13 protein-coding genes are annotated in these 19,130 nt (G+C 53.6%); 4 read left to right on the top strand and 9 right to left on the bottom strand.

Annotated features, from left to right (window positions below):
• The first annotated feature begins 2 nt into the window (after nt 1-2).
• Together FHT67_RS08290 and FHT67_RS08285 are read left to right on the top strand one after the other, a co-directional pair.
• Nucleotides 3-1,013: an ABC transporter ATP-binding protein gene (locus tag FHT67_RS08290; protein ID WP_167197352.1), complete on the top strand. Its 1,011-nt coding sequence runs from the start codon at nt 3-5 to the stop codon at nt 1,011-1,013.
• 28 nt (nt 1,014-1,041) lie between these two features.
• Entirely contained in the window at nt 1,042-2,034 is a 993-nt protein-coding gene (locus FHT67_RS08285) for an ABC transporter permease (RefSeq protein ID WP_347880089.1), read from the top strand.
• A 423-nt stretch (nt 2,035-2,457) separates the two neighbouring features.
• Here the strand turns inward: FHT67_RS08285 and FHT67_RS08280 are convergent, their stop codons facing one another.
• The 8 genes from FHT67_RS08280 to FHT67_RS08245 form a co-directional block, all read right to left on the bottom strand.
• The gene (locus FHT67_RS08280) at nt 2,458-4,083 is read right to left on the bottom strand and encodes a response regulator (protein WP_167197350.1); all 1,626 of its coding nucleotides are present in this window, start codon (nt 4,081-4,083) and stop codon (nt 2,458-2,460) included.
• A 17-nt stretch (nt 4,084-4,100) separates the two neighbouring features.
• Nucleotides 4,101-5,891, bottom strand: coding sequence for a cache domain-containing sensor histidine kinase (locus FHT67_RS08275; RefSeq protein ID WP_243711623.1), 1,791 nt, complete (start codon nt 5,889-5,891; stop codon nt 4,101-4,103).
• Between the two features lie 12 nt (nt 5,892-5,903).
• Nucleotides 5,904-7,211 (bottom strand): ABC transporter substrate-binding protein, encoded by a 1,308-nt coding sequence (locus FHT67_RS08270; protein ID WP_132306722.1) that lies wholly within the window; start codon nt 7,209-7,211, stop codon nt 5,904-5,906.
• 101 nt (nt 7,212-7,312) lie between these two features.
• A complete protein-coding gene (locus tag FHT67_RS08265; RefSeq protein WP_132306724.1) occupies nt 7,313-9,055 on the bottom strand; it encodes a family 43 glycosylhydrolase in 1,743 nt (580 codons plus the stop codon).
• Entirely contained in the window at nt 9,052-9,876 is an 825-nt protein-coding gene (locus FHT67_RS08260; protein ID WP_132306726.1) for a carbohydrate ABC transporter permease, read from the bottom strand. Before FHT67_RS08260 ends, FHT67_RS08265 begins: the two co-directional genes overlap by 4 nt.
• A 4-nt stretch (nt 9,877-9,880) precedes the next feature.
• Nucleotides 9,881-10,774, bottom strand: coding sequence for a carbohydrate ABC transporter permease (locus FHT67_RS08255; RefSeq protein WP_132306728.1), 894 nt, complete (start codon nt 10,772-10,774; stop codon nt 9,881-9,883).
• Between the two features lie 79 nt (nt 10,775-10,853).
• Complete coding sequence (locus tag FHT67_RS08250; RefSeq protein WP_132306730.1) at nt 10,854-12,176, bottom strand: ABC transporter substrate-binding protein; 1,323 nt, start codon at nt 12,174-12,176, stop codon at nt 10,854-10,856.
• 259 nt (nt 12,177-12,435) lie between these two features.
• Nucleotides 12,436-14,196 carry a glycoside hydrolase family 2 protein gene (locus FHT67_RS08245; RefSeq protein ID WP_132306732.1) on the bottom strand — a complete coding sequence of 587 codons (1,761 nt, stop codon included), beginning with the start codon at nt 14,194-14,196 and terminating at the stop codon, nt 12,436-12,438.
• A gap of 163 nt (nt 14,197-14,359) precedes the next feature.
• Here FHT67_RS08245 and FHT67_RS08240 point away from each other — a divergent pair, with 163 nt between their 5' ends.
• Both FHT67_RS08240 and FHT67_RS08235 read left to right on the top strand, forming a co-directional pair.
• Nucleotides 14,360-15,298, top strand: a complete 939-nt coding sequence (locus FHT67_RS08240; RefSeq protein WP_132306734.1) for an ArsR/SmtB family transcription factor — start codon at nt 14,360-14,362, stop codon at nt 15,296-15,298.
• Nucleotides 15,299-15,455: 157 nt separating this feature from the next.
• A complete protein-coding gene (locus FHT67_RS08235) occupies nt 15,456-17,939 on the top strand; it encodes a family 43 glycosylhydrolase (protein ID WP_167197347.1) in 2,484 nt (827 codons plus the stop codon).
• A 45-nt stretch (nt 17,940-17,984) separates the two neighbouring features.
• Here the strand turns inward: FHT67_RS08235 and FHT67_RS08230 are convergent, their stop codons facing one another.
• A complete protein-coding gene (locus FHT67_RS08230; RefSeq protein WP_167197344.1) occupies nt 17,985-19,091 on the bottom strand; it encodes a GntR family transcriptional regulator in 1,107 nt (368 codons plus the stop codon).
• Nucleotides 19,092-19,130: the final 39 nt, after the last annotated feature.

The raw sequence follows: 19,130 nt of genomic DNA, 5'->3' as shown, positions 1-19,130 counted from the left end.
AGATGGACTCGCTCAACCAGGCACCGATTATTGAAATGTCCAGGCTGACGAAAAAATACGGCGAGCAAACCGCGGTCAACCAGTTGGATCTCACGATTCAAAGAGGGGAGGTATACGGACTTCTCGGCCCGAACGGCGCGGGAAAAACAACTACCATACTGATGATGCTGGGGTTGACGGAGCCAAGCTCCGGGAAGGTGCGGGTATGCGGGCTTGATCCGGCAAGGCAGCCGCTTGAGGTAAAACGAAGAGTCGGCTATATGCCGGATGATGTAGGCTTTTACGAGGATCGTACGGCACTTGATAATTTGCTGCTTACGGCAAGACTAAACGGCATTCCTGCCCAGGATGCCCGCAATCTGGCGCTGGAATTGCTTGAACGGGTTGGCCTTCAGCATACGCTGACCAAGAGGGTTGGCGCTTTCTCGAGAGGGATGCGGCAAAGGCTCGGCATTGCCGACGTGCTGATCAAGAAGCCCGAAATCATTATTCTCGACGAGCCAACGCTTGGCATTGACCCCGAAGGGGTGCGCGAGCTGCTGGAGCTGATCGAGCAATTAAGCCGGAATGAAGGACTTACCGTCCTGCTGTCCTCCCATCACCTTCATCAGGTGCAGCAAATATGCGACCGGGTAGGCTTGTTCGTTCAAGGCAAGCTGATTGCTTCCGGCAACATCGAATCGCTGGCGAAGCAGCTGGACGATGACGGCAGCGTAACGGTCGAGCTGTCCGCCGCCCCTTGGACCAAGGAGCTGGATGAACGTCTTTCGGGCTTGGACGGTCTCCTTACCTATAAAGGTCCTGCCGCTTGGGATCATGCTCATGGCAGCGCTCAGCCATCGGACGCCGTACTCACCGGCACGCGCGACCTAACCTCGGAGGCGGCCCGGGCCGTGCTTGATTGCGGAGCTTCCTTGATCGGCATTCGGCGCAAGCAATACGGTCTCGACGATATCTATCACCGTTATTTCGAAGGAGGCGGACAGCTTGAACGCAGCAACAGCATTCAATAACGGCTTTTGGAAAAAGCTTGCCGGCCGGATTAGCAGCCGTTCGGGCCAAACGCAAGAAATTCCGCGCCGCGGCTACTCTCCCTTTTGGGTGCTGGTCCGGAAGGAGTTCGGCGACCATCTGCGGAGCTGGCGCTTCACCATTCTGATCGGCATCATTACGCTGGCCTGCATTGGCTCCATCTATGCCGCGGTTACCGCTATTCAAGCCGGCGTCAAATCGCAGCAGACCGACAGCTCCTTTTTGTTTCTTCAAATGTTCACCGCTTCCGACGGTTCTCTTCCGACCTTTGTTACCTTTGTCTCTTTTCTGGGGCCGCTGATCGGCATCGCCCTCGGCTTTGATGCCGTCAACACGGAACGCAGCAAAGGTACCCTAAGCAGACTGCTGTCGCAGCCCTTGTACCGGGACGATTTTATCCTGGCGAAATTTACGGCATCGCTGCTGTTAATCTCCGTCGCGCTGTTTTCTCTCGGGCTGCTTGTCATGGGGCTTGGCCTGTTTGTCATCGGTTATCCGCCCACGCCGGAGGAGGTGCTGCGCGTCCTGTGTTTTCTTATCGCAGCTATCGTTTACGTCGGCTTCTGGCTGAACCTTTCGATTATCTTCTCCATCCGCTTCAGACAGACGGCTACATCCGCGTTGTCGGGTATTGCGATATGGTTATTTTTCTCGGTGTTTTACAGCATGATTATCGGACTGATTGACAAAGCGACCGCGCCCGCCGATTCGGCCGGCATCGGCGCGCAGCTTAGCCACTTCAACTGGATGCTCCTGCTCAACCGGATTTCCCCTTCGTATTTGTTCTCGGAGGCCACCAGCACGCTGCTGATGCCCGGCGTCCGATCGCTTGGGCCGCTGACAACCGAGCAGGTTGTTGGGGCGATTGCCAGCCCTCTGCCGCTTCTGCAAAGCATCCTTCTGTCCTGGCCGCAGCTTATTTGCTTAATTGCCGAGACGGCAATCTGCTTCGCGGTCTCTTACGTGCTGTTCATGCGCCAGGAAATCCGTTCGCGGTCCTAATCAAAAAGCTTTCCCCGCTCTGCCTAGGGAGCGTCGGAAAGCTTTTTCCTTTTTCTTATTCACTTGGATACAGCTCCAATAGCTCGCCGGTCCCGGAACGCGCAAGGATAACGGAATCAGGCAAGAATTTAATCCTCTCGAAATACCGTCCATTGACCGTTTTCTTTCATGAGCGCAAGATTAGGGTCCATGATGGTTCCATCCTTCATTAAGACATACACGTTCAATAGCTCTATGTCGGATTTTATCCCCATCCATTCCTGTACGGCTTTTGCCCGATTATCGGGGTCATGTCGTATCCATAATAGTTTCTCAATTTCATTTCGGCGTTCAAAAAAGTTATGCAGCAGGATCCCTTTCTGTGCTCCGAAAACAAAACAGCCTGCTGAACATCAATCTGTTCCGCAGGCTGGCTGTTAATCTCTATCCCTTCACCGACCTGGCTTGTTCCCTGTAGTCGATTGGGGCGAGACCCGTTACGCTTTTGAATACCCGATTGAAATGGCGAATATTCCCGAAGCCCGTGCTTTCGGCGATATTCGTCACCTTCTCGTTGGAGGATGCAAGACGTCTCTTCGCTTCCGTGACTCTAAGCTCCGTCCAATACTCGACCAGCGAGCTCCCCGTCCGCTGCTTGAACAACGTCGACAGGTAAGCCGGGTTCAGATAGACCTGCTCCGCGACTTGCGTCAGCGACAACGGCTCCTGATAATGCTGGTTCACGTACCGGATGACTTTCTCGATGGGGTCATGGTCGGCGTTTTTCTGCCGGCTCGCAATGCATTCGGCCAGCTTCTCCAGATAAGCGCTGCAGCAATCGATCAGCTCCATGCGGGAGGTCAAGGAACAGATCTCCAGCAGCACCGCCTGGATCGTGCGGTCGCCAAGCCAGCTTGGCGTCAGCTCCAGCTTCTCCGCTTCCTCATACCCGTGAATTAGAAGCTTGCATATTTGCTGGTGAATCACTTCCGGATTTCGGGCCTGCGAGCAAAGAGCGGTAACGAACGAAGCGGCGTATTGCCTTGTCTGCTCCGGCTTGCCTTCCTGAATGGAGGTCTCGAGAAGCTCCAGCGGAAGCTCAAGCAGCGAGCTCCAAGCCATCTCCTCTTCGGCATCCTTTATCCGCGAATAGCTGATCACGCGGTCGCCGCCAACGATTAACCGATGCAGCTGGGCAATCTTCGCCTCCTGGAACGAATGCGGAATTTCCTTGATTCCGCCTACGATTCTTCCCAGGCCAATCGTTACGGTCAATCTCGACAGGGAGATCATCCGCCTGCGGATCGTTTCCGACAGCGCAAGCAGCGGGTCTTCCGCCTCCGGCTGGCCGGGCAGATTAACAAGCGCCACAACCTCGGTCTCGGATAAAATAAACGAAAATCCTTTTGCCCGCTGATCGAGCAGCTCCTGGACGATCTGTTGAATATACAGCTGGAACAGGCTTGGATCGGCTTTCTCGTACCGTTCCTTGTCGAGCTGATCCTTATCCAGCTTGATAATCATGCAGGCAAAACACGGCTCCTGGAAGGTAACGCCGATTCTCGCAAGCAAGGCCAGATCCGTCTCGTTCACGTAGCCCTTGAGCAGCCCCGCCACCAGATGCTCGCTTACATGCTGGCGGATGACCCGCGCATCGGCCGGCTCCCCCGTGTACAATTCGGGTGCCTGCCGGGACTTGGCAAGCTCGCTTTCCAGCTTCCCCAGCGTCTTGAACAGCTCCTCCCGCTCCACGGGCTTCATCAGGTAATCCCGGACACCATGGCGGAGCGATTGCTGCAAATACGTAAATTCGTCAAAGCCGCTAAGCACGATGACAAGCAGCTTCGGATAGCGCTCCTTCGCAATTTGAATCAGCTGCAGCCCGTCCATCCGGGGCATCCGGATATCCGTTAACAGCACGTCGGGCCTCAGGCTCTCCACCATTTCGAGAGCTTCGCAGCCGTCCTTTGCTTCGCCTGCAATCTGCCAGCTGCCGGAGGAGGACTCGATGATTTTACGAAGCCCCCTGCGGAATATCGCCTCATCGTCAACAATCAGAATGTTTGGCATTTTGAAAGCACTCCTCCCTATCCCGTCATTGAAAAAGCGATTGGCATCGTTAAGATGACCTTTAACCCTTGGAACGGCATGCTCTCGAGCTGCAGACCGTATTGCTCGCCGTAATGCAGACGGATTCTGCGGTGAACGTTCATCAGGCCGTTGCCCGAGGTGCCTCCGAGATCATGGATTTTATCCAACCGCTTGCGCATCGCGCTTAGCTGCTCGCCGGTCATGCCAATGCCGTCGTCCTCAATGACGATCATCAGCATTCCCTGCTCCTGATAGCAGGACAATTGAATCCTGCCTTCGCCAATCCCTTTATCGAGCCCGTGATTAATGGCGTTTTCCACGATCGGCTGTATCATTAGCGGAATAACCGGACAGCCATGCAGCGATTCGTCCACCTTAAGGCGAAAATCAATCCGGTCGTCGTAACGCATTTTCTGAATAGTCATGTAGCCTTTTACATGGTCCAGCTCATCGCGCAGCGTTACGGCTTCCTTGCGTCCGCTTAACGAATATCGAAGCAGGCGGCTTAAATTATTCGTCATCGTCACAACCTCCCTGTTGCCTTCCACTTCGGCGTACATGGAGATGGAACCCAGAGTATTGTATAGAAAATGCGGATTAATCTTGCTTTGCAGCGCGGCGATCTCGGCATCCTTCTCCCTGATTTCCGTCTCGTACAGCCGGTAGCCCAGCTCGCTCAGATGGGACACCATCATGTTGAAGGCATTGCCCAGCTGACCGACCTCATCCCATTGCCGGACGGGAAACGATACCTTCAAATCGCCGCGTTCCACCTTGCGCATGAGCGACCGCAGCATCCGGAGCGGACTCGTAATCCTGAACGCGATAAAGACCGAGAGCAATACGGCAAGCCCGATACAAATGCCGCCGATCAGCATAATCGAGTTGCGGACCACGAGACTATCCTTCATCAGCACCGATACCGGAACGACGCCAACGGTAGTCCAGCCCGTTACCTCCGAGCTGACGTGGGCGACAAGCAAGCTTTTTCCGTCCACCTTATGATGGGAGACGCCTTCATCCGACAAGCCTTCGATGACGGGATAAATCGCCGTTTTCTCCTTGCGCAGCACCAGATCCCCGGCACTGTCGGTCATGTACAGCGATTCCTTGCTCCCCAGGCTGACTTGGGACAGAAGCTTCCGTACTACCGCAGGATCGATGTCAATGACGATGTAACCAAGCGTATCCCCGCTGTCGAAGCTTCTCAGCTCCCGGGCAATCGAGAATACCTGATAAGCCGTCCCGCTTGTCGACTTGACTTCGTGTGTGGTTATAAAGGTCGGCTGGCCGAAGCGGCCCTTAGCCTTCTCCAGCCAATCCGTATTGCCGCCAAGCTGGTACGTCGTCATGTATTGGCTTTCCGGCAGCACGACATAGGAAGCCCCATGCTCGCCGAACAAGGAAATGCCCATAATATCGACGCGGCCGTTCAGAAACACCTTGGAGACGAAGTTGTTCAGGTCATCGATTTCCTGCAGAGACAAGGCTTCGCCGGGTTTTCTGTTCGTTGCGAGAAAATCGAGGATCTCCTGATATTGATAAGGCATTAACGATAGACGGTTCAGCTCATTCATATAAGTGTCGATATTCAGCGTCACCTGCTTCAGCATCTGAAGCTGATACTTGCCTACCTGCTCTTCCATCTTGGAGGCGAAGATGGAGAAGGACCACGCGCCGATCACTCCCAGCGGCACCACGATAAGAAGCACGTTAACGAGAATAAGCTTGCGGGCGAGCGCCAGATTTTTGAACCATTGCTTCAAGCGCTTAAAAATCGTCATCATCGCTCACCCCGCTTATTTCGACATTTCCAGATTGATTTGCTTCTCGGTTGCCTGGAGCGCCTGCTCTGGTGTCTGCTGACCGTAGATCATCCGTTCGAATTGCCGGATGATCACCTCGATAAAGCTGTGCTGCTTCGTATGCTTCGGCCAAAAAGCGACGGAATTGGCCGCTGCCGCATAATCGCCCCGGTAATCCAGCGACTTGAACGCTTCCGAATCCATTACTGCGCTGACGCTTGGGATATGGCCGGCTTCCGCCCATTTGGCGCCATGCTCGGCAAGCCATTTCATGAACAGCATTGCCGCATCCCTTTTTTCCCGTGGCATGTCATGCTGCGAAGGGATCGCCAGCGTATGGGAATCCGCCCAGGCCGCAGGCTTGTCATAGATCGTTGGCAGAGGCACAACGCCAAAGCTCAGGGCATCGTTTTTTTCAAGCGCGCCGGTTGCCCAAACGCCCGTAATGAGCACGGCTGCTTTTCCTTCATTAAATAGCTTGAAAGAGTCCGGTATATTAGGAGGAATCAGCTTGCTCTTATACAGCCCTTCTATAAAGTTTAAGGCTTTCAAAGCAGCCGGGTTGTTAAGCACCGCTTTCGTTCCCTCCGCGTTATAGAACTTTCCGCCTCCTTGAATCTGGTTATACAGACTCCACCACAGCCACACGGCATCGATCCTGGTGCTTGGCTGGGCAAGCGGGGCGACATCGCCCGGAACGGCCTGACGGATTTGCCTCAGAAAACGGGTAAATCCCTCTTCCCCGCCTTGAAGCACCGGCTTGCCTTGCGCATCTAGAACACCGGCCTGCTCCAGAAACGTCTTGTTGTAATACATGACAAGCATATGGGTATCCAGCGGCACCGCATAAGGCTTCCCTTGGAAGGATACCGCCTTCATCCCCGCTTGGTTATATACGTTCCAATCCAGGCCCGCTTCTTGTGCCGGGCCGGACAAATCTTCAATGTAACCGTTCTGCACGAATTGAGGCAGGGAGCTTGCGTGAATAATGGCCACATCCGGCGCGTTGCCGGAAAGGATGGCCGTTCGCAGCCGCGAATAATAGTCGTCCAGCCTTGAATTCATCTGGACGACTTGAATGTCTTCGTGGTCTTTATTAAACTGATCGACCATCTCGGTCATAAACAAATTGTCTCCCCCGCTGAAGGGGGTCCAATAATTAAGCTGAATGGCGGATGCTTTAGGCTCGGCCGATGCCGATGTGCCGTTATCGTTATGGCTGCAGCCAGTCAAGGCAAGGCTTGCCGCAAGGATGACGCTTAAGCCTGATGTAAGATACGAACGAAAGGACAAGCCTCTCATGACCAGCGCCTCCTAAAAAGAATTGTGAAGCATTTACGTCAGTGGAATTGCTGAACAATTCATGCTTCGTAAGCGTTACTTAAGAATGGTGAAGCTAATGCTTATTGTGCTGAGCTTCTCAAGATATCCATATAATCGACATGCACCTCTGCCGTCGCATTCTCAAGTATAATGGCGTTCTTGCCCGCCTTCAATTGCAAGATGACCGATTGCGTCTGGTAATTGTTGCGTTTTCCATCTGGAAAAACAAGCTTTTTCGCTTTGCTTCCGCTGCCGTCCACGCGAATCTGAAGCTCCGCTTCTTGCCCGGAGGAATTAGCAGCCGCCAGCCTGATCTCATAATCGCCGCTTGCCGGCACTTGAATGTTGGCAAAACGCAAGGCATCGCCCTCACCCGGCCCAACCACAACTTTTCCTCCCGCCGACGAGAACAAGTTCTCCTCCGCTTCGCCTTGCGTTCCCGCAGAAGCATATTCCGCTTCGTATCTTGGAAGCTCAATGGCCTCAATCTTGCCTTGCCCTCCGACAATCGCGATACGAATCTCATTAATGCCCGCCGCAAGCGAAATGTCGGCATAAGCGTATCCCGTTCCGCTAGTTTCAGGAAGCCCAACATTTACCCCTTGTTCGCCGTTTACGCTAACGTTTGCTTGAAGCTGTTCTCCCGTATCATTCCGATAATGGATAAGGAGAGGAGCCGTAGTATGAATAGCGGAAGGAATCAGATCGAAGCTTACGTCGGCAGAGGCAGCCGCCGCCTTGAAGACCCCCATGCCCGCAGGAACCTCAATCGCCGTATCCAGACTTAACGGATTGCCAACCTGCAATTTCCCCGCCTCATCCCATGTCAGCTTCTGAGCGCGCGCCTTGCGGTTTGCCCAGCCATCCGTAGCCGCGGTTGTTGCGTGATAGACAATCCACTGCTCCGTACCGTCGGGCGAGGTTACGAAGGAATTATGTCCCGGACCGTAGACCCCGGCGTCCTCATCCATCTTGAGAATCGGCTCCTGCGCTTTCGTCCAGTTCGAGGCCACGAGCGGATCCGCGCCTTCCTTCAGCGACAGCATGCCAAGCGCGTAAAACGGCGTCCAGCTGCCGGCTCCCGAATACACGATATGAACCTGGCCGTTATGACGGAGAATGGAATGTCCTTCATTAATATAAGGAGGACCTCCGGCTTTCTCCCATTCCAGATCGGGCTCGGATAAAAGAACGCGAGGACCGCTGATAGTCAGCGGATCGCTCATCGGAGCGATATACGTATTTTGCTGTACGTTGATATCGCCTTCCCAGCCGGACCAGACGAAATAAAGCTTGTCGTTCAGCTCCATCGCAAGCCCGTCAATCGCCCATTTATCCGTGTCGTCCTTCACCTGGCCTTTAAACGTATAGCTGCCCATCGGATCATCGGTATCCGCTTCCAGCGCGAACATCCGGTGATTCTCGTTCAAGCCGTCGTCAGCCGCGAAATAAATGTACCATTTGCCCTGCAGGAACTGAATCTCCGGCGCCCATAGCTCAGCCGAATAGTTGGTTCCGATATCGGGATACCAGACAACCTTCCGCTCAGCCTGCTTGAAGTCGATGGTTCGGGATTTCATCACCATAACGTCCGCGCCGTTATGCGTAAACGTCATATAATAGTAGCCGTCCTTATACACAACGGCGGGGTCTGGCGTATCGATCTCCGCCAGCGTATTTTTGAATGTGCCGCCATGGCCGTTATATTCGGACGATACTTCGTTTGCTTCGTTAGCGTTGTCTTTCATTGCCCACACTCCTATACCGGCCGCCGTCACCAGCAGCACCGCCGCCGTGAGGACAGCCCATCGTTTTGGGTTCATTTCACACCTGCTTGCGTGATCGCTTTAACAAAGGAACGTTGACCGATAATAAAGACGATAAATACCGGAAGCGTCGCAATAACCGTCATCGACATCAGCTTGCCGTAAGCCTGCGTATAGCTTCCTTGCGCCATCATCGCAATGCCGGCCGTAATCGTGCGCATCTCCGGCGAGGTTGTGGAATAAAGCGGCCATACGAAATCATTGTAAATGCCCATAAAGGTAAAGATCGCGAGCGTTACCATAATGGATACCGAAGCGGGAAGCAGGATCCGGGAGTAGATCTGCCATTTGTTTGCGCCGTCGATCCGTGCGGCCTCTTCAATCTCTTTCGGAAACGCCGTGAAAAACTGGAACAACAGAAACACGCCAAATGCGCCGGACGAATAAGGAAGAATAAGCGCCGCATACGTATTGATCCAGCCAAGCGCGTTAAATTCCATGTACATCGGCAGGAACGTCAGGACGCCGGGAATCATCATGGAGCCGATAAACATCGGGAACATCAGCTTCTTAAACGGCAAGTCCTGCAGACGGGCAAGAGCGTATGCCGCCATGGACGAGAAGAGCAGGACAATCGCCGTGCCCGCGGCGCCTACGAACAAGGAGTTCGAGATCCAGCGCGTAATCGGAACGTTCATCAGATTGCCTTTTAACCCGTCCAGATAGTTCTCGAACGTTGGTTTCTTCGGAATCAGATTCATCTGACCGGCAAGAGCCTCGAAATCGTTCTTGAAGGAAGTGGACAACATCCAGATAAGCGGAAGCAGGAAAATAACCGCTATGAGGACTGCTGCGAGAACAAGCAATGTTTTTTTCATGCGGCTATTCCTTCCTTCCGTAAGCGATTTTGTACTGGACAGCCGAAACGATAATTATGATAAGCGCCATCAGAATCGCCATCGCCGAAGCGGAGCCGACCTGCTTGCCTTTAAACGCTTCGTCCAGCACGTTCATAAGGAGCACCTTCGTGCTGTCGCCGGGTCCGCCCCGCGTGAGGAGGAACGGCTGCGCGTACACGTTAAACGATGCAATCGTGGAGGTAATAATGATAAACAGCATAACCGGACGGATCGACGGCAGGGTAATGCTGACGAATCTTTTCCATGCGTTCGCCCCGTCAATCGAAGCCGCCTCGTAATAATCCTCCGGCACTTCGTTCAGCGCATTGGTGAAAATAATCATGTTAAAGCCGATCGTCCACCACAGCGTGGTCAATACGAGCGACACCCACACCCATGGCAGATCCGTCAGCCACGCAACCGGATCGATATGAAGCTTAGCCAGCAGCCCGTTCAGGAAGCCCGCGTTCGTGTCGAACATCATCAGCCAGATAACGGCCATCACCGAGCCGGAGATCGCGTAAGGCATGAAGTAGAACGTGCGGAACAGCCCGCGGATCCGCTTCGGCAGCTGATTCAGAAGCAAAGCGAGCGCCAGGCCGAGGATCACCAGCAGCGGAACCGAATACAGAACGAATTGCACCGTATTCCACAGACCGGTTGTAAACTGCTCATACAAATACGAGCCGGGCGTAAAGATTTTAACGTAATTTTCGAAGCCTACGAATTTATGCGAATCCGACAGCAGCTCGAAGTTATGGAACGAAATATAAATGCCGTATAAAATCGGGATCAGCAGAAAAGCGCAAAAGCTGAGCAGGTACGGCAGCACGAACAAGGTTGACGTTAAGCGGGATTGCAAAGAGCTCTTGACCATCACAGCTCCTCCATTCGGATTAAAGGTATAAACAGAGGGACGAAGAAGCTGGTTGTCAGCCTCTTCGTCCTGCCGTTACTTATTTTTTCATCGCTTGTCTGGACTTCGCTACCGCGTCGTCCAACGCTTTTTGAGCGTCCTTCTTGCCAAGCAGCGCATTGCTCAGCTCGCCCCAGATCGGATCGGAGATCGTTCCCCAGTTCAGTACGTTTGGCGCGAATTGAACGTAATCAAACGATTTCGCTACGTTGCTTTGCATGTCGAGAGCTTTGAATTCCGCGCTTTCCAGCATTGGCTTGGAAGCCAGCGCTTGACCGGAAGCCGCCCAATCCATCGAGTTGGTCGATACGTATTTCAGGAAGTCGCCGATGCCTTTCACGACATTTGCGTCTGTTACGCCTTTAGGCAATACGAAGTTATGGGAGCCTGCGTATACCGCTTGTTTAGCCTTGCCGATCTGCGGAACCGGAGCTACGCCGTAGTTGATGCCCGCTTCGTCGAATTGGCCTTTCATCCAAGGACCGTTAAATTGAATCGCGTTTTTGCCTTGCAGGAACAGCGTGTTTTCTCCGTCCTGCTGAACGTTGCCTGGCGATACGCCTTTGTCTACGAGACCGCGCATCCATTGCACCATCTCAACCGCTTCAGGCGAGTTGTAGGCTACGTCCGTACCGTTCCACAGGTCGCCGCCATTTTGCCATACCAGCGTCGGGAAAATAAATTGCTGCGGCCAGAGCGTAGGAACCACATAACCGTATACGCCCTTCGATTTGTCCGTCAGTTTCTCAACGTCCGCTTCGAATTCGGCGCGGTTGGTTGGAGGAGCCGCAATCCCAGCTTTATCGAACAAATCTTTGTTGTAGTACATGACGAGCGGATGAATGTCCAGCGGAATGCCGTACCATTTGCCGTCGATGGTCTCGTAGTTCACCGGAGCTTCTACATAGTCCGCTTTATTAATGGAAGCTGCCGCCGCCAGATCGTCCATCGGCTGAAGCTGGCCTTTGTTCACGTAAGTCGGGATTTGGTCCACGTGCATGATCGCCAGGTCCGGACGGTCTTTGCCCGCGCTCATCGCTACGTCAAGCAGCTTGTAGTATTCGCCGTTTGGCTGAATGACGAGCTTCACTTTGTACGTGTCTTGGGAAGAGTTGTATTTCTCTACAATCTTCTTCATGAATTCGCCGTCGGCTCCGGAGAACGGTGTCCAGAACAGGATGTCCGCTTTCTCCGCTTTCGCGTCTCCGCTATTTCCCGCAGCCGCGTTAGTCCCGCTGTTTGCCTGGTTGTTGGTTCCCGCGTCTTTGCCGCCGTTGTTGCTATTGTTGCTTCCGCAGCCCGCTGCCGCTACAAGGCTAAGTGCGATAAGCGAGGTACCCAAAAGCTTCATCGATTTCTTCATGTTCGCTTCCCCCTAGAATGTTTGTGTCGTTCTTTCTGATTCTCATTCTAGCTGGCCGGGGATAACGCGCCCATGTCGCTTTTTTAGAAGGAATGGACATATTTTTAGATCGTTGTGAAAAATTGTCCTGCCGCCTGAACGCAAAACCCCGGACAGCTGGGAGAATTTTCTCGTGCTGTCCGGGGTTTGTCAGAAGCGGCCAATTCGCCGGTCTTAACGATGTACGGCATCGTTAAGCCAGCTCAGATCGGAGCCGCGATTACTTGCCATCGTTGATCGCTTTGATTAGCTCAAGCGGCACCTTCGGCTTGCGGTCGTATGTCAGCAGACCGTTGATCTCCTGCTCGACGTCCGTCAACTGCGTATAGCAGTAGCCTTGAACAACGCCGGAGAAGATAAGCGGCTGAATCACGTTGCGGAGGCGTTCCACAAAGTCCTCGTCGCTCGATGCGCCGGAATAACCCCAGCCTTCCCATTCGCTCTTCTTGTAAGCAATGCCGCCGAACTCCGTGACGATGATCGGTTGCCCGTCGTATTCGTAACCCGCTACGCTAAGGCGGCGGTTAGCCGGCATAGCCGACACGGCTTTTTCCACGCTGCCGTAACGGTCCTCGAGCACTTCGCGTCTCCACTCGTAGTCATGGATGTTGTACAGGTCGGTTGCAACCATTTCCCAGCCGTCGTTGGAGATGACAAGGCGAGTCGGGTCAAGCGACTTGGTCAAATGGTACATGGCAAGCGCATGCTGCTGCTGACGAACGTCGATCTGGATGTTGGGAACGCCCCAGCTTTCGTTCAGCGGTACCCATACCGCGATGCATGGATGATTGAAGTCGCGGTCGATCGCTTCCTGCCATTCTTTTGTAATACGGCGGACGTATTCTTCGGAGTAGTCGCAAGCATTCGCCATTTCGCCCCATACGATCAGCCCCAGCTTGTCGCACCAGTACAGGAAGCGCGGATCCTCGACCTTCTGATGCTTGCGCGCGCCGTTGAAGCCCATTTCCTTCATGAGCGCGACATCCTGCTTAATCGCCTCGTCCGAAGGAGGTGTCAGGTTACCGTCCGGGAAATAGCCTTGATCCAGAACAAGCTTGCTGAAGTAAGGACGGTTGTTCAGATTAAACTTGCCGTTCTCGAGCGAGATTTTCCGCATGCCGAAGTAGCTTGTTACGCGGTCAACCTCGGCTCCGTCAACAGACAGTACGTATTCGACATCGTACAGGTTAGGCCGTTCCGGCCACCAAAGGCGGTCCATGCCGTGGTCGTTTAATCCGCTGAGCTTGATTTTCCGGCTCTCTTCGCCCGCGCGTACTTGAAAAGTGTCTTCGGACATAACCTCTCCCGCGAACGAAATCTTCACCGACAGGCTGACGTTCCTCGCGCCTTGCTCCAATCCTGCTACAAACGAACGGATCTGAATCTCATTCGTATCGATATTCGGTACATATTTCACCTTGCGGAGATGAACAGGCGATACCGCCTCCATCCATACGGACTGCCAGATCCCCGTTGTCCGCGTATACCAGATCGCGCGGGACTTCTCTTCCCAGAACTGCTTGCCGCGCGGCAGGAATACGTCCGTGCCGAAATCTACCGCTTTGACAACGAGCGTGTTGTCGCCGCCCGCGCGGAGCGCATTCGTAATATCCGCCTGGAACGGCGTATGGCCGCCTTCGTGGGAAGCCACCAATTGGCCGTTCACCCATACATAAGCTTCGTAATCCACGGCGCCGAAATGAAGCACAACCCGCTTTCCTTGGAAGGACTTCGGAATCTCCAGCTTTCTGCGGTACCATACAACGTCATGAAAATTCGGATCGCCAATGCCGCTTAGTTCGCTCTCAAAGCTGAACGGCACCTGGATTTTTTTCGAAAAGCTCTTGCTGCCCGAATGCCAGCCTTCCTCGCTGCCAACGCGCGCATCGTCAAATTCAAATTCCCATTCCCCGTTCAGGCTTTCCCATGCGTTGCGGTTGAATTGCGGTCTAGGGTATTCGGCTCTTGGCAAGTTCGTCATCTGTTACGCCTCCATTGATTAACCAATTAGTTGTTATATTAACAAAACCATATGAATCTGTTGCTTATTTTATCGCCTGTCCCCTTAACCGTCAACTAAAAAGTTGTTTTATTAACAGTTAGGTTATATAATAGCCAAGACAATGGAAAGCGAGGAAACCGGCGTGCATATACAAGTCAGCACCAAATATATGACGATGCTCGAATGTTTTTCATCGGAGACGAGGGTGAGAATGATCGAGCTGCTTAATAACGGACCGATGAGCATCAAAGAGCTTGCGGAAATGCTAGGCTTGTCGTCGGCCATCGTAACGAAGCATATTCAGAAGATGGAGGAAGGCGGCCTAATCAAGACCGAGAGCCTGTCGGGAACACGGGGAAGCCCGAAAATGTGCTCGCTTGCGATCGACTCGCTTACCCTTCAGCTCCGCACTGCTTCACCGGAAAAAGCCTTAAATGACGAAGCCAAATACACGGTTGAAATCCCGATCGGACAATATTCGGATTACGCGGTTAAGCCAACCTGCGGCCTTGCGTCGGAAAGCAAAATTCTTGGACTTGTGGATGATCCGAGGTATTTCTCCGATCCGGAACGGATGAACGCGGCGCATCTCTGGTTCGGCAGCGGTTACGTCGAATACCGGATTCCGAATTACCTGCATGCCGGACAAGCGGCTTCGCAGCTGGACATTTCGCTCGAACTCTGCTCGGAAGCCCCTTCCTATAACGAGAATTGGCCTTCCGATATCAGCTTCTACATCAATGACATTGAGATTGGCGTATGGACTTGCCCGGGCGACTTCGGAAGTAAACGGGGCGCGCTGACGCCTTCCTGGTGGCAGCTCGGCACGCAGAACGGTCTGCTCAAAAGCTTGTCCGTTCAGGCGGCCGGCACGTTCCTCGATGGCGTCAAGCTGTCGGACGTGACTCTTGCGGATGTCGGGCTAAAGCTTGGCGAGGATTTCCGCTTCAAGCTCGCCTCTCTAGAGACGGCCCGCCATTGCGGCGGAATCAGCCTGTTCGGCAGGCATTTCGGCAACTACAAGCAGGATATTATGGTCAATGTCTATTACAAGGATAAGAGCAGGACCGAATCTACTTAATCATGAATGGCTGTTGATCGCGATAGCCGGCTCTATGAAACAGAAGAGCCGGCTTTTTCCGTTTTTTTATATCTAATTAGATATAAGCAACCGCAAGATTCGTTTGCTATACTACATTTTGAAAACGCTTACCAAACTGCGAAGGAGATGATAGTTCATGAAAAAATGGAAGACCCTGCTCATCGGTGCCGCAGCCGTCATGATGATGCCGCTTCACGCAAGCGCGTACAGCAATCCGATTAGCGTCACGGACTCCTGGCATTGGGCAAACAACGATTTCTATGGCGAAGGCGACCCGTATATTTTGAAATTTAACGGCACCTATTATCTTTACGTCAGTACCGTTGACGATCAGAGCGGCGTAAAAGTATGGTCCTCTACCAATCTCGTGGATTGGAGCTACCGCGGCTTATGCACGACGGAGGCGGTTACCAAGGCGGCATATGCGCCTGAGGTCGTCTATTGGAACGGCATGTTCTATATGTACACCTCCCCCGGCGGAGGAGGTCATTACGTGCTGCAGAGCACCAGTCCAACAGGACCGTTCACGGTTGCGACGGGCAATCTGGGCATGGGCATTGACGGCAATGTCTTTATTGACGATGACGGCAAATGGTATTTCTACTCGACCGGCTCCAATACGATTAACGCAAGGCCGATGACAAGCCCAACGGCCTTTGGCGCGGCAGTCGGCACCGGCTTATCGATGGCGGGCTGGACGGAAGGCTCCACAACCTTCAAGCGCAACGGCAAATATTATATGACCTATACCGGCAATCATGTCTGGAGCACCGGATACCGGGTCAATTACGCAACCAGCGCAAGCCCCACGACCGGCTTCGCCCCGGCGGATAACCAGAATCCGGTTCTGATCGACACGGAAGGCTCGAATGTCGGACTTGGCCATAACAGCGTTATTAAAGGCCCTGATCTGGATTCGGATTTCATGGTCTACCACAGCCATGCATCGGATGGCAATCTGACCTATCCAGGCCGCAAAATGAATCTGGACCGCATCGCCTGGAACGGGGACAAGATGCTGGTGCTTGGTCCAACAACGGCTTCCCAGCAAAATCCCGAGCTGGCGGATTTCGAAGACCGCTTTAACCGCACCTCCATCGGAACCGGGTGGACCAATATCGGGGGCGGAACCTGGGGGATCTATAATCAGGAGCTGATGTGGCAGGATACGATCGGCAATACCAATACTTACCGCCAAGTAACCGGCGCGGGCACTGCCAGCGATTATACGGCGGAATTCAACACCAAGCAGATGAAGCAAGGCACCAGCAGCAATCCGGTGTACGGCACCGTCTTCTCCTACACCGACGAGAGCAACTATGGAACAGCCGTCTTGAACCGCGGCCTGAACCGTCTGGAGACGAACTTCGTGGTTGGCGGCGTCAGCCAGGGCTGGCAATATTCCGCGCTTCCGTCCGGCTACGACTATACCAAATGGCATCAGATTCGCGTTGAGAAAGCCGGCACCACCTTCTCCGTTTACGTGGACGGCATGAAAAAACAAACCCGGACCGTAAGCGGGATCGGCGGCGGCAAGATCGGCTATACCACAACGGATGCCCACGCGGACTTTGGCTATACCGCCTTCAGCAATAAAGTGAACGGCAGCAGCGCTTGGAATGCGTACAAGCCTCTTCCGGGCAAAATCGAGGCCGTACATTATATGAACGGGGCCGAAGGAACGGCTTATCATGATTTGACGGCCGACAATATCGGCGGCGCTTACCGCAGCGGATCGGTCGATATCCGCAGCTCGGCAGCCGAGGGCAAAAATGTCGTAGGCTGGAATCAGACGGGAGAATGGCTGAAATACCGCGTCAATGTGGCGGAGACCGGCTATTACGATCTGGATGTGCGTCTCGCGACAACGTTTACCGACGCAAGCTACCGTGTATGGGACGGTGCGACCGACTTAACCGGCATCGTTGGCGTTCCTGCCACAGGCGACTGGGAAACGTGGACAAACTCAAGCAAGAAAGGACTGTATCTGACGGCCGGTTACCATGAGCTGCGCTTGGAGTTCGTCAAAGGCGAATTCGACTTCTCGGGCATGACGTTCTCCCGCGGCGATGCGGTGACCAGCTTGTCCGATGACTTCAATGACGGCAACGATAACGGCTGGACAAGATTCGAAGGCAGCTGGTCCGTCAATTCGGGTGAGCTGGACTCTGCCGGCGGAGGCGTATTCGGCAAGACAACGATCGGCAATGAGCGCTGGGCGGACTATACGGTGGAATCGGATATCAAGCTCGTTGACACGACCGGGGACGCCGGCGTGCTGGTAAGAGTCAATAATCCGTCAAACGGCACCGTACTGGTCAATAATCCGGATTATCTTCAAGGCTATTATGCTTTTATCAAACCGGATGGCGTCTACTTGGGCAAGATGAATTACAACTATGCGGGCGTCGCCTCCTCCCCCGCATCACTCGCGGCAGGAGCTTGGCATCATATGAAGGTTGTCGCTTCCGGAACAACGATTAAGGTCTACGTCAACGATATGGCAACTCCGAAAATCACCTACACCGATAACAGTGGCAATCCGTTTACCCACGGAAAGGTAGGCCTGCGCACAATGAATAATCATACGCGGTTTGATAATTTCAAAGTTAACCCATAACGCAAAGAAGGCAGGCCATCATCAAAGGTCTGCCTCCTTCTTTATTTATGATGGCAAAATCAGCTGAGTCGGAACAACAAACCTGCCTTGAAGCTGCTCTCCGCGGGCGATATGGCCCATCAGCAGCGAGACGGCTTTGGCGCCGATTGCGGCTTCATTTTGACGGATAAAAGCAACCTCTGGAATCTCGGTATCATCAAACGCAACCAATTGTTTACCTGCGGTCCGGTTTATCCGTTTCAAAGCATGATAAGCCAGCCGGGCAAGCTCAACGTCCGTAGCGACAAGGCCGGTGAAGCTGTCATGATGGATAAGCATCCATTGATGGATCAACTCCGCCCCATCCTTCCTTGATACGTTAAACCGCTGATACGGAACGGTATATCGCAATACGGATGACGGCTTCAGCCCGAATTCGGCCACCGCGCTTTCGAAGCCGGCAAGCCTGTCGGCCATTACGCTATGCTCCACGGGCGGCGTCAGCAGGGCAAGACGATGATGTCCTTTCCCGACAAGATACGATACGGCCTTGCGCGAGCCTGCCTTATTATCCGAGCAGACGCTGACGACCGGCCTATCGTTGTAATAACGGTCGATCAGTACAACCGGGCATTCGAGCTCCTCTGCTCTTACGACAGTCCGACGTTCATGCAACGCTCCTATGGAGAAGAGGATTAAACCGCTGATGCCAATAGCGCCAAGATCCTCAAGCGATTGCAGCTCCTTGGCGGCGCTGCCCCTGGATACGCGGATGACCAGCGTATAGCCATAGCCGTTAACCGCATTTTCGATAGCGTCCAGAAGACGCTGCTCCACTTGCGTGCGCATGGACGGAATAATCATTCCGATAAGCTTGCCGTACGAATGGCGGTATGCAGGCAGCTCCCGCTCCCCTCTGCTTCCTTCGTCTGCCGGGAAAAACAAATTGTACGGCGCTTGTCCGGCAACAAACGTGCCTTTGCCCTTGGAGCGGATGACAATTCCCTCCTCCGCGAGACCGGCCAAGGCATTTTTCGTGGTCATCAGACTGACATGAAACTGCGCGGCCAAATCCTTCTCGGACGGTATCCGGTCACCCGGACGCAAATTGCCAAGCGAGATTTGGCTTTTAATAGCTTCCTGAATTTGTTTATATAACGGAATATCCTTCAAGGGCGCTCACCACTTTTTACTATACTGTGCCAGCCCCCC

The sequence above is a fragment of the Paenibacillus sp. BK720 genome, from assembly GCF_011761545.1.
GTDB lineage: Bacteria > Bacillota > Bacilli > Paenibacillales > Paenibacillaceae > Pristimantibacillus.
This window is presented reverse-complemented; position numbering and strand designations above follow the sequence as displayed.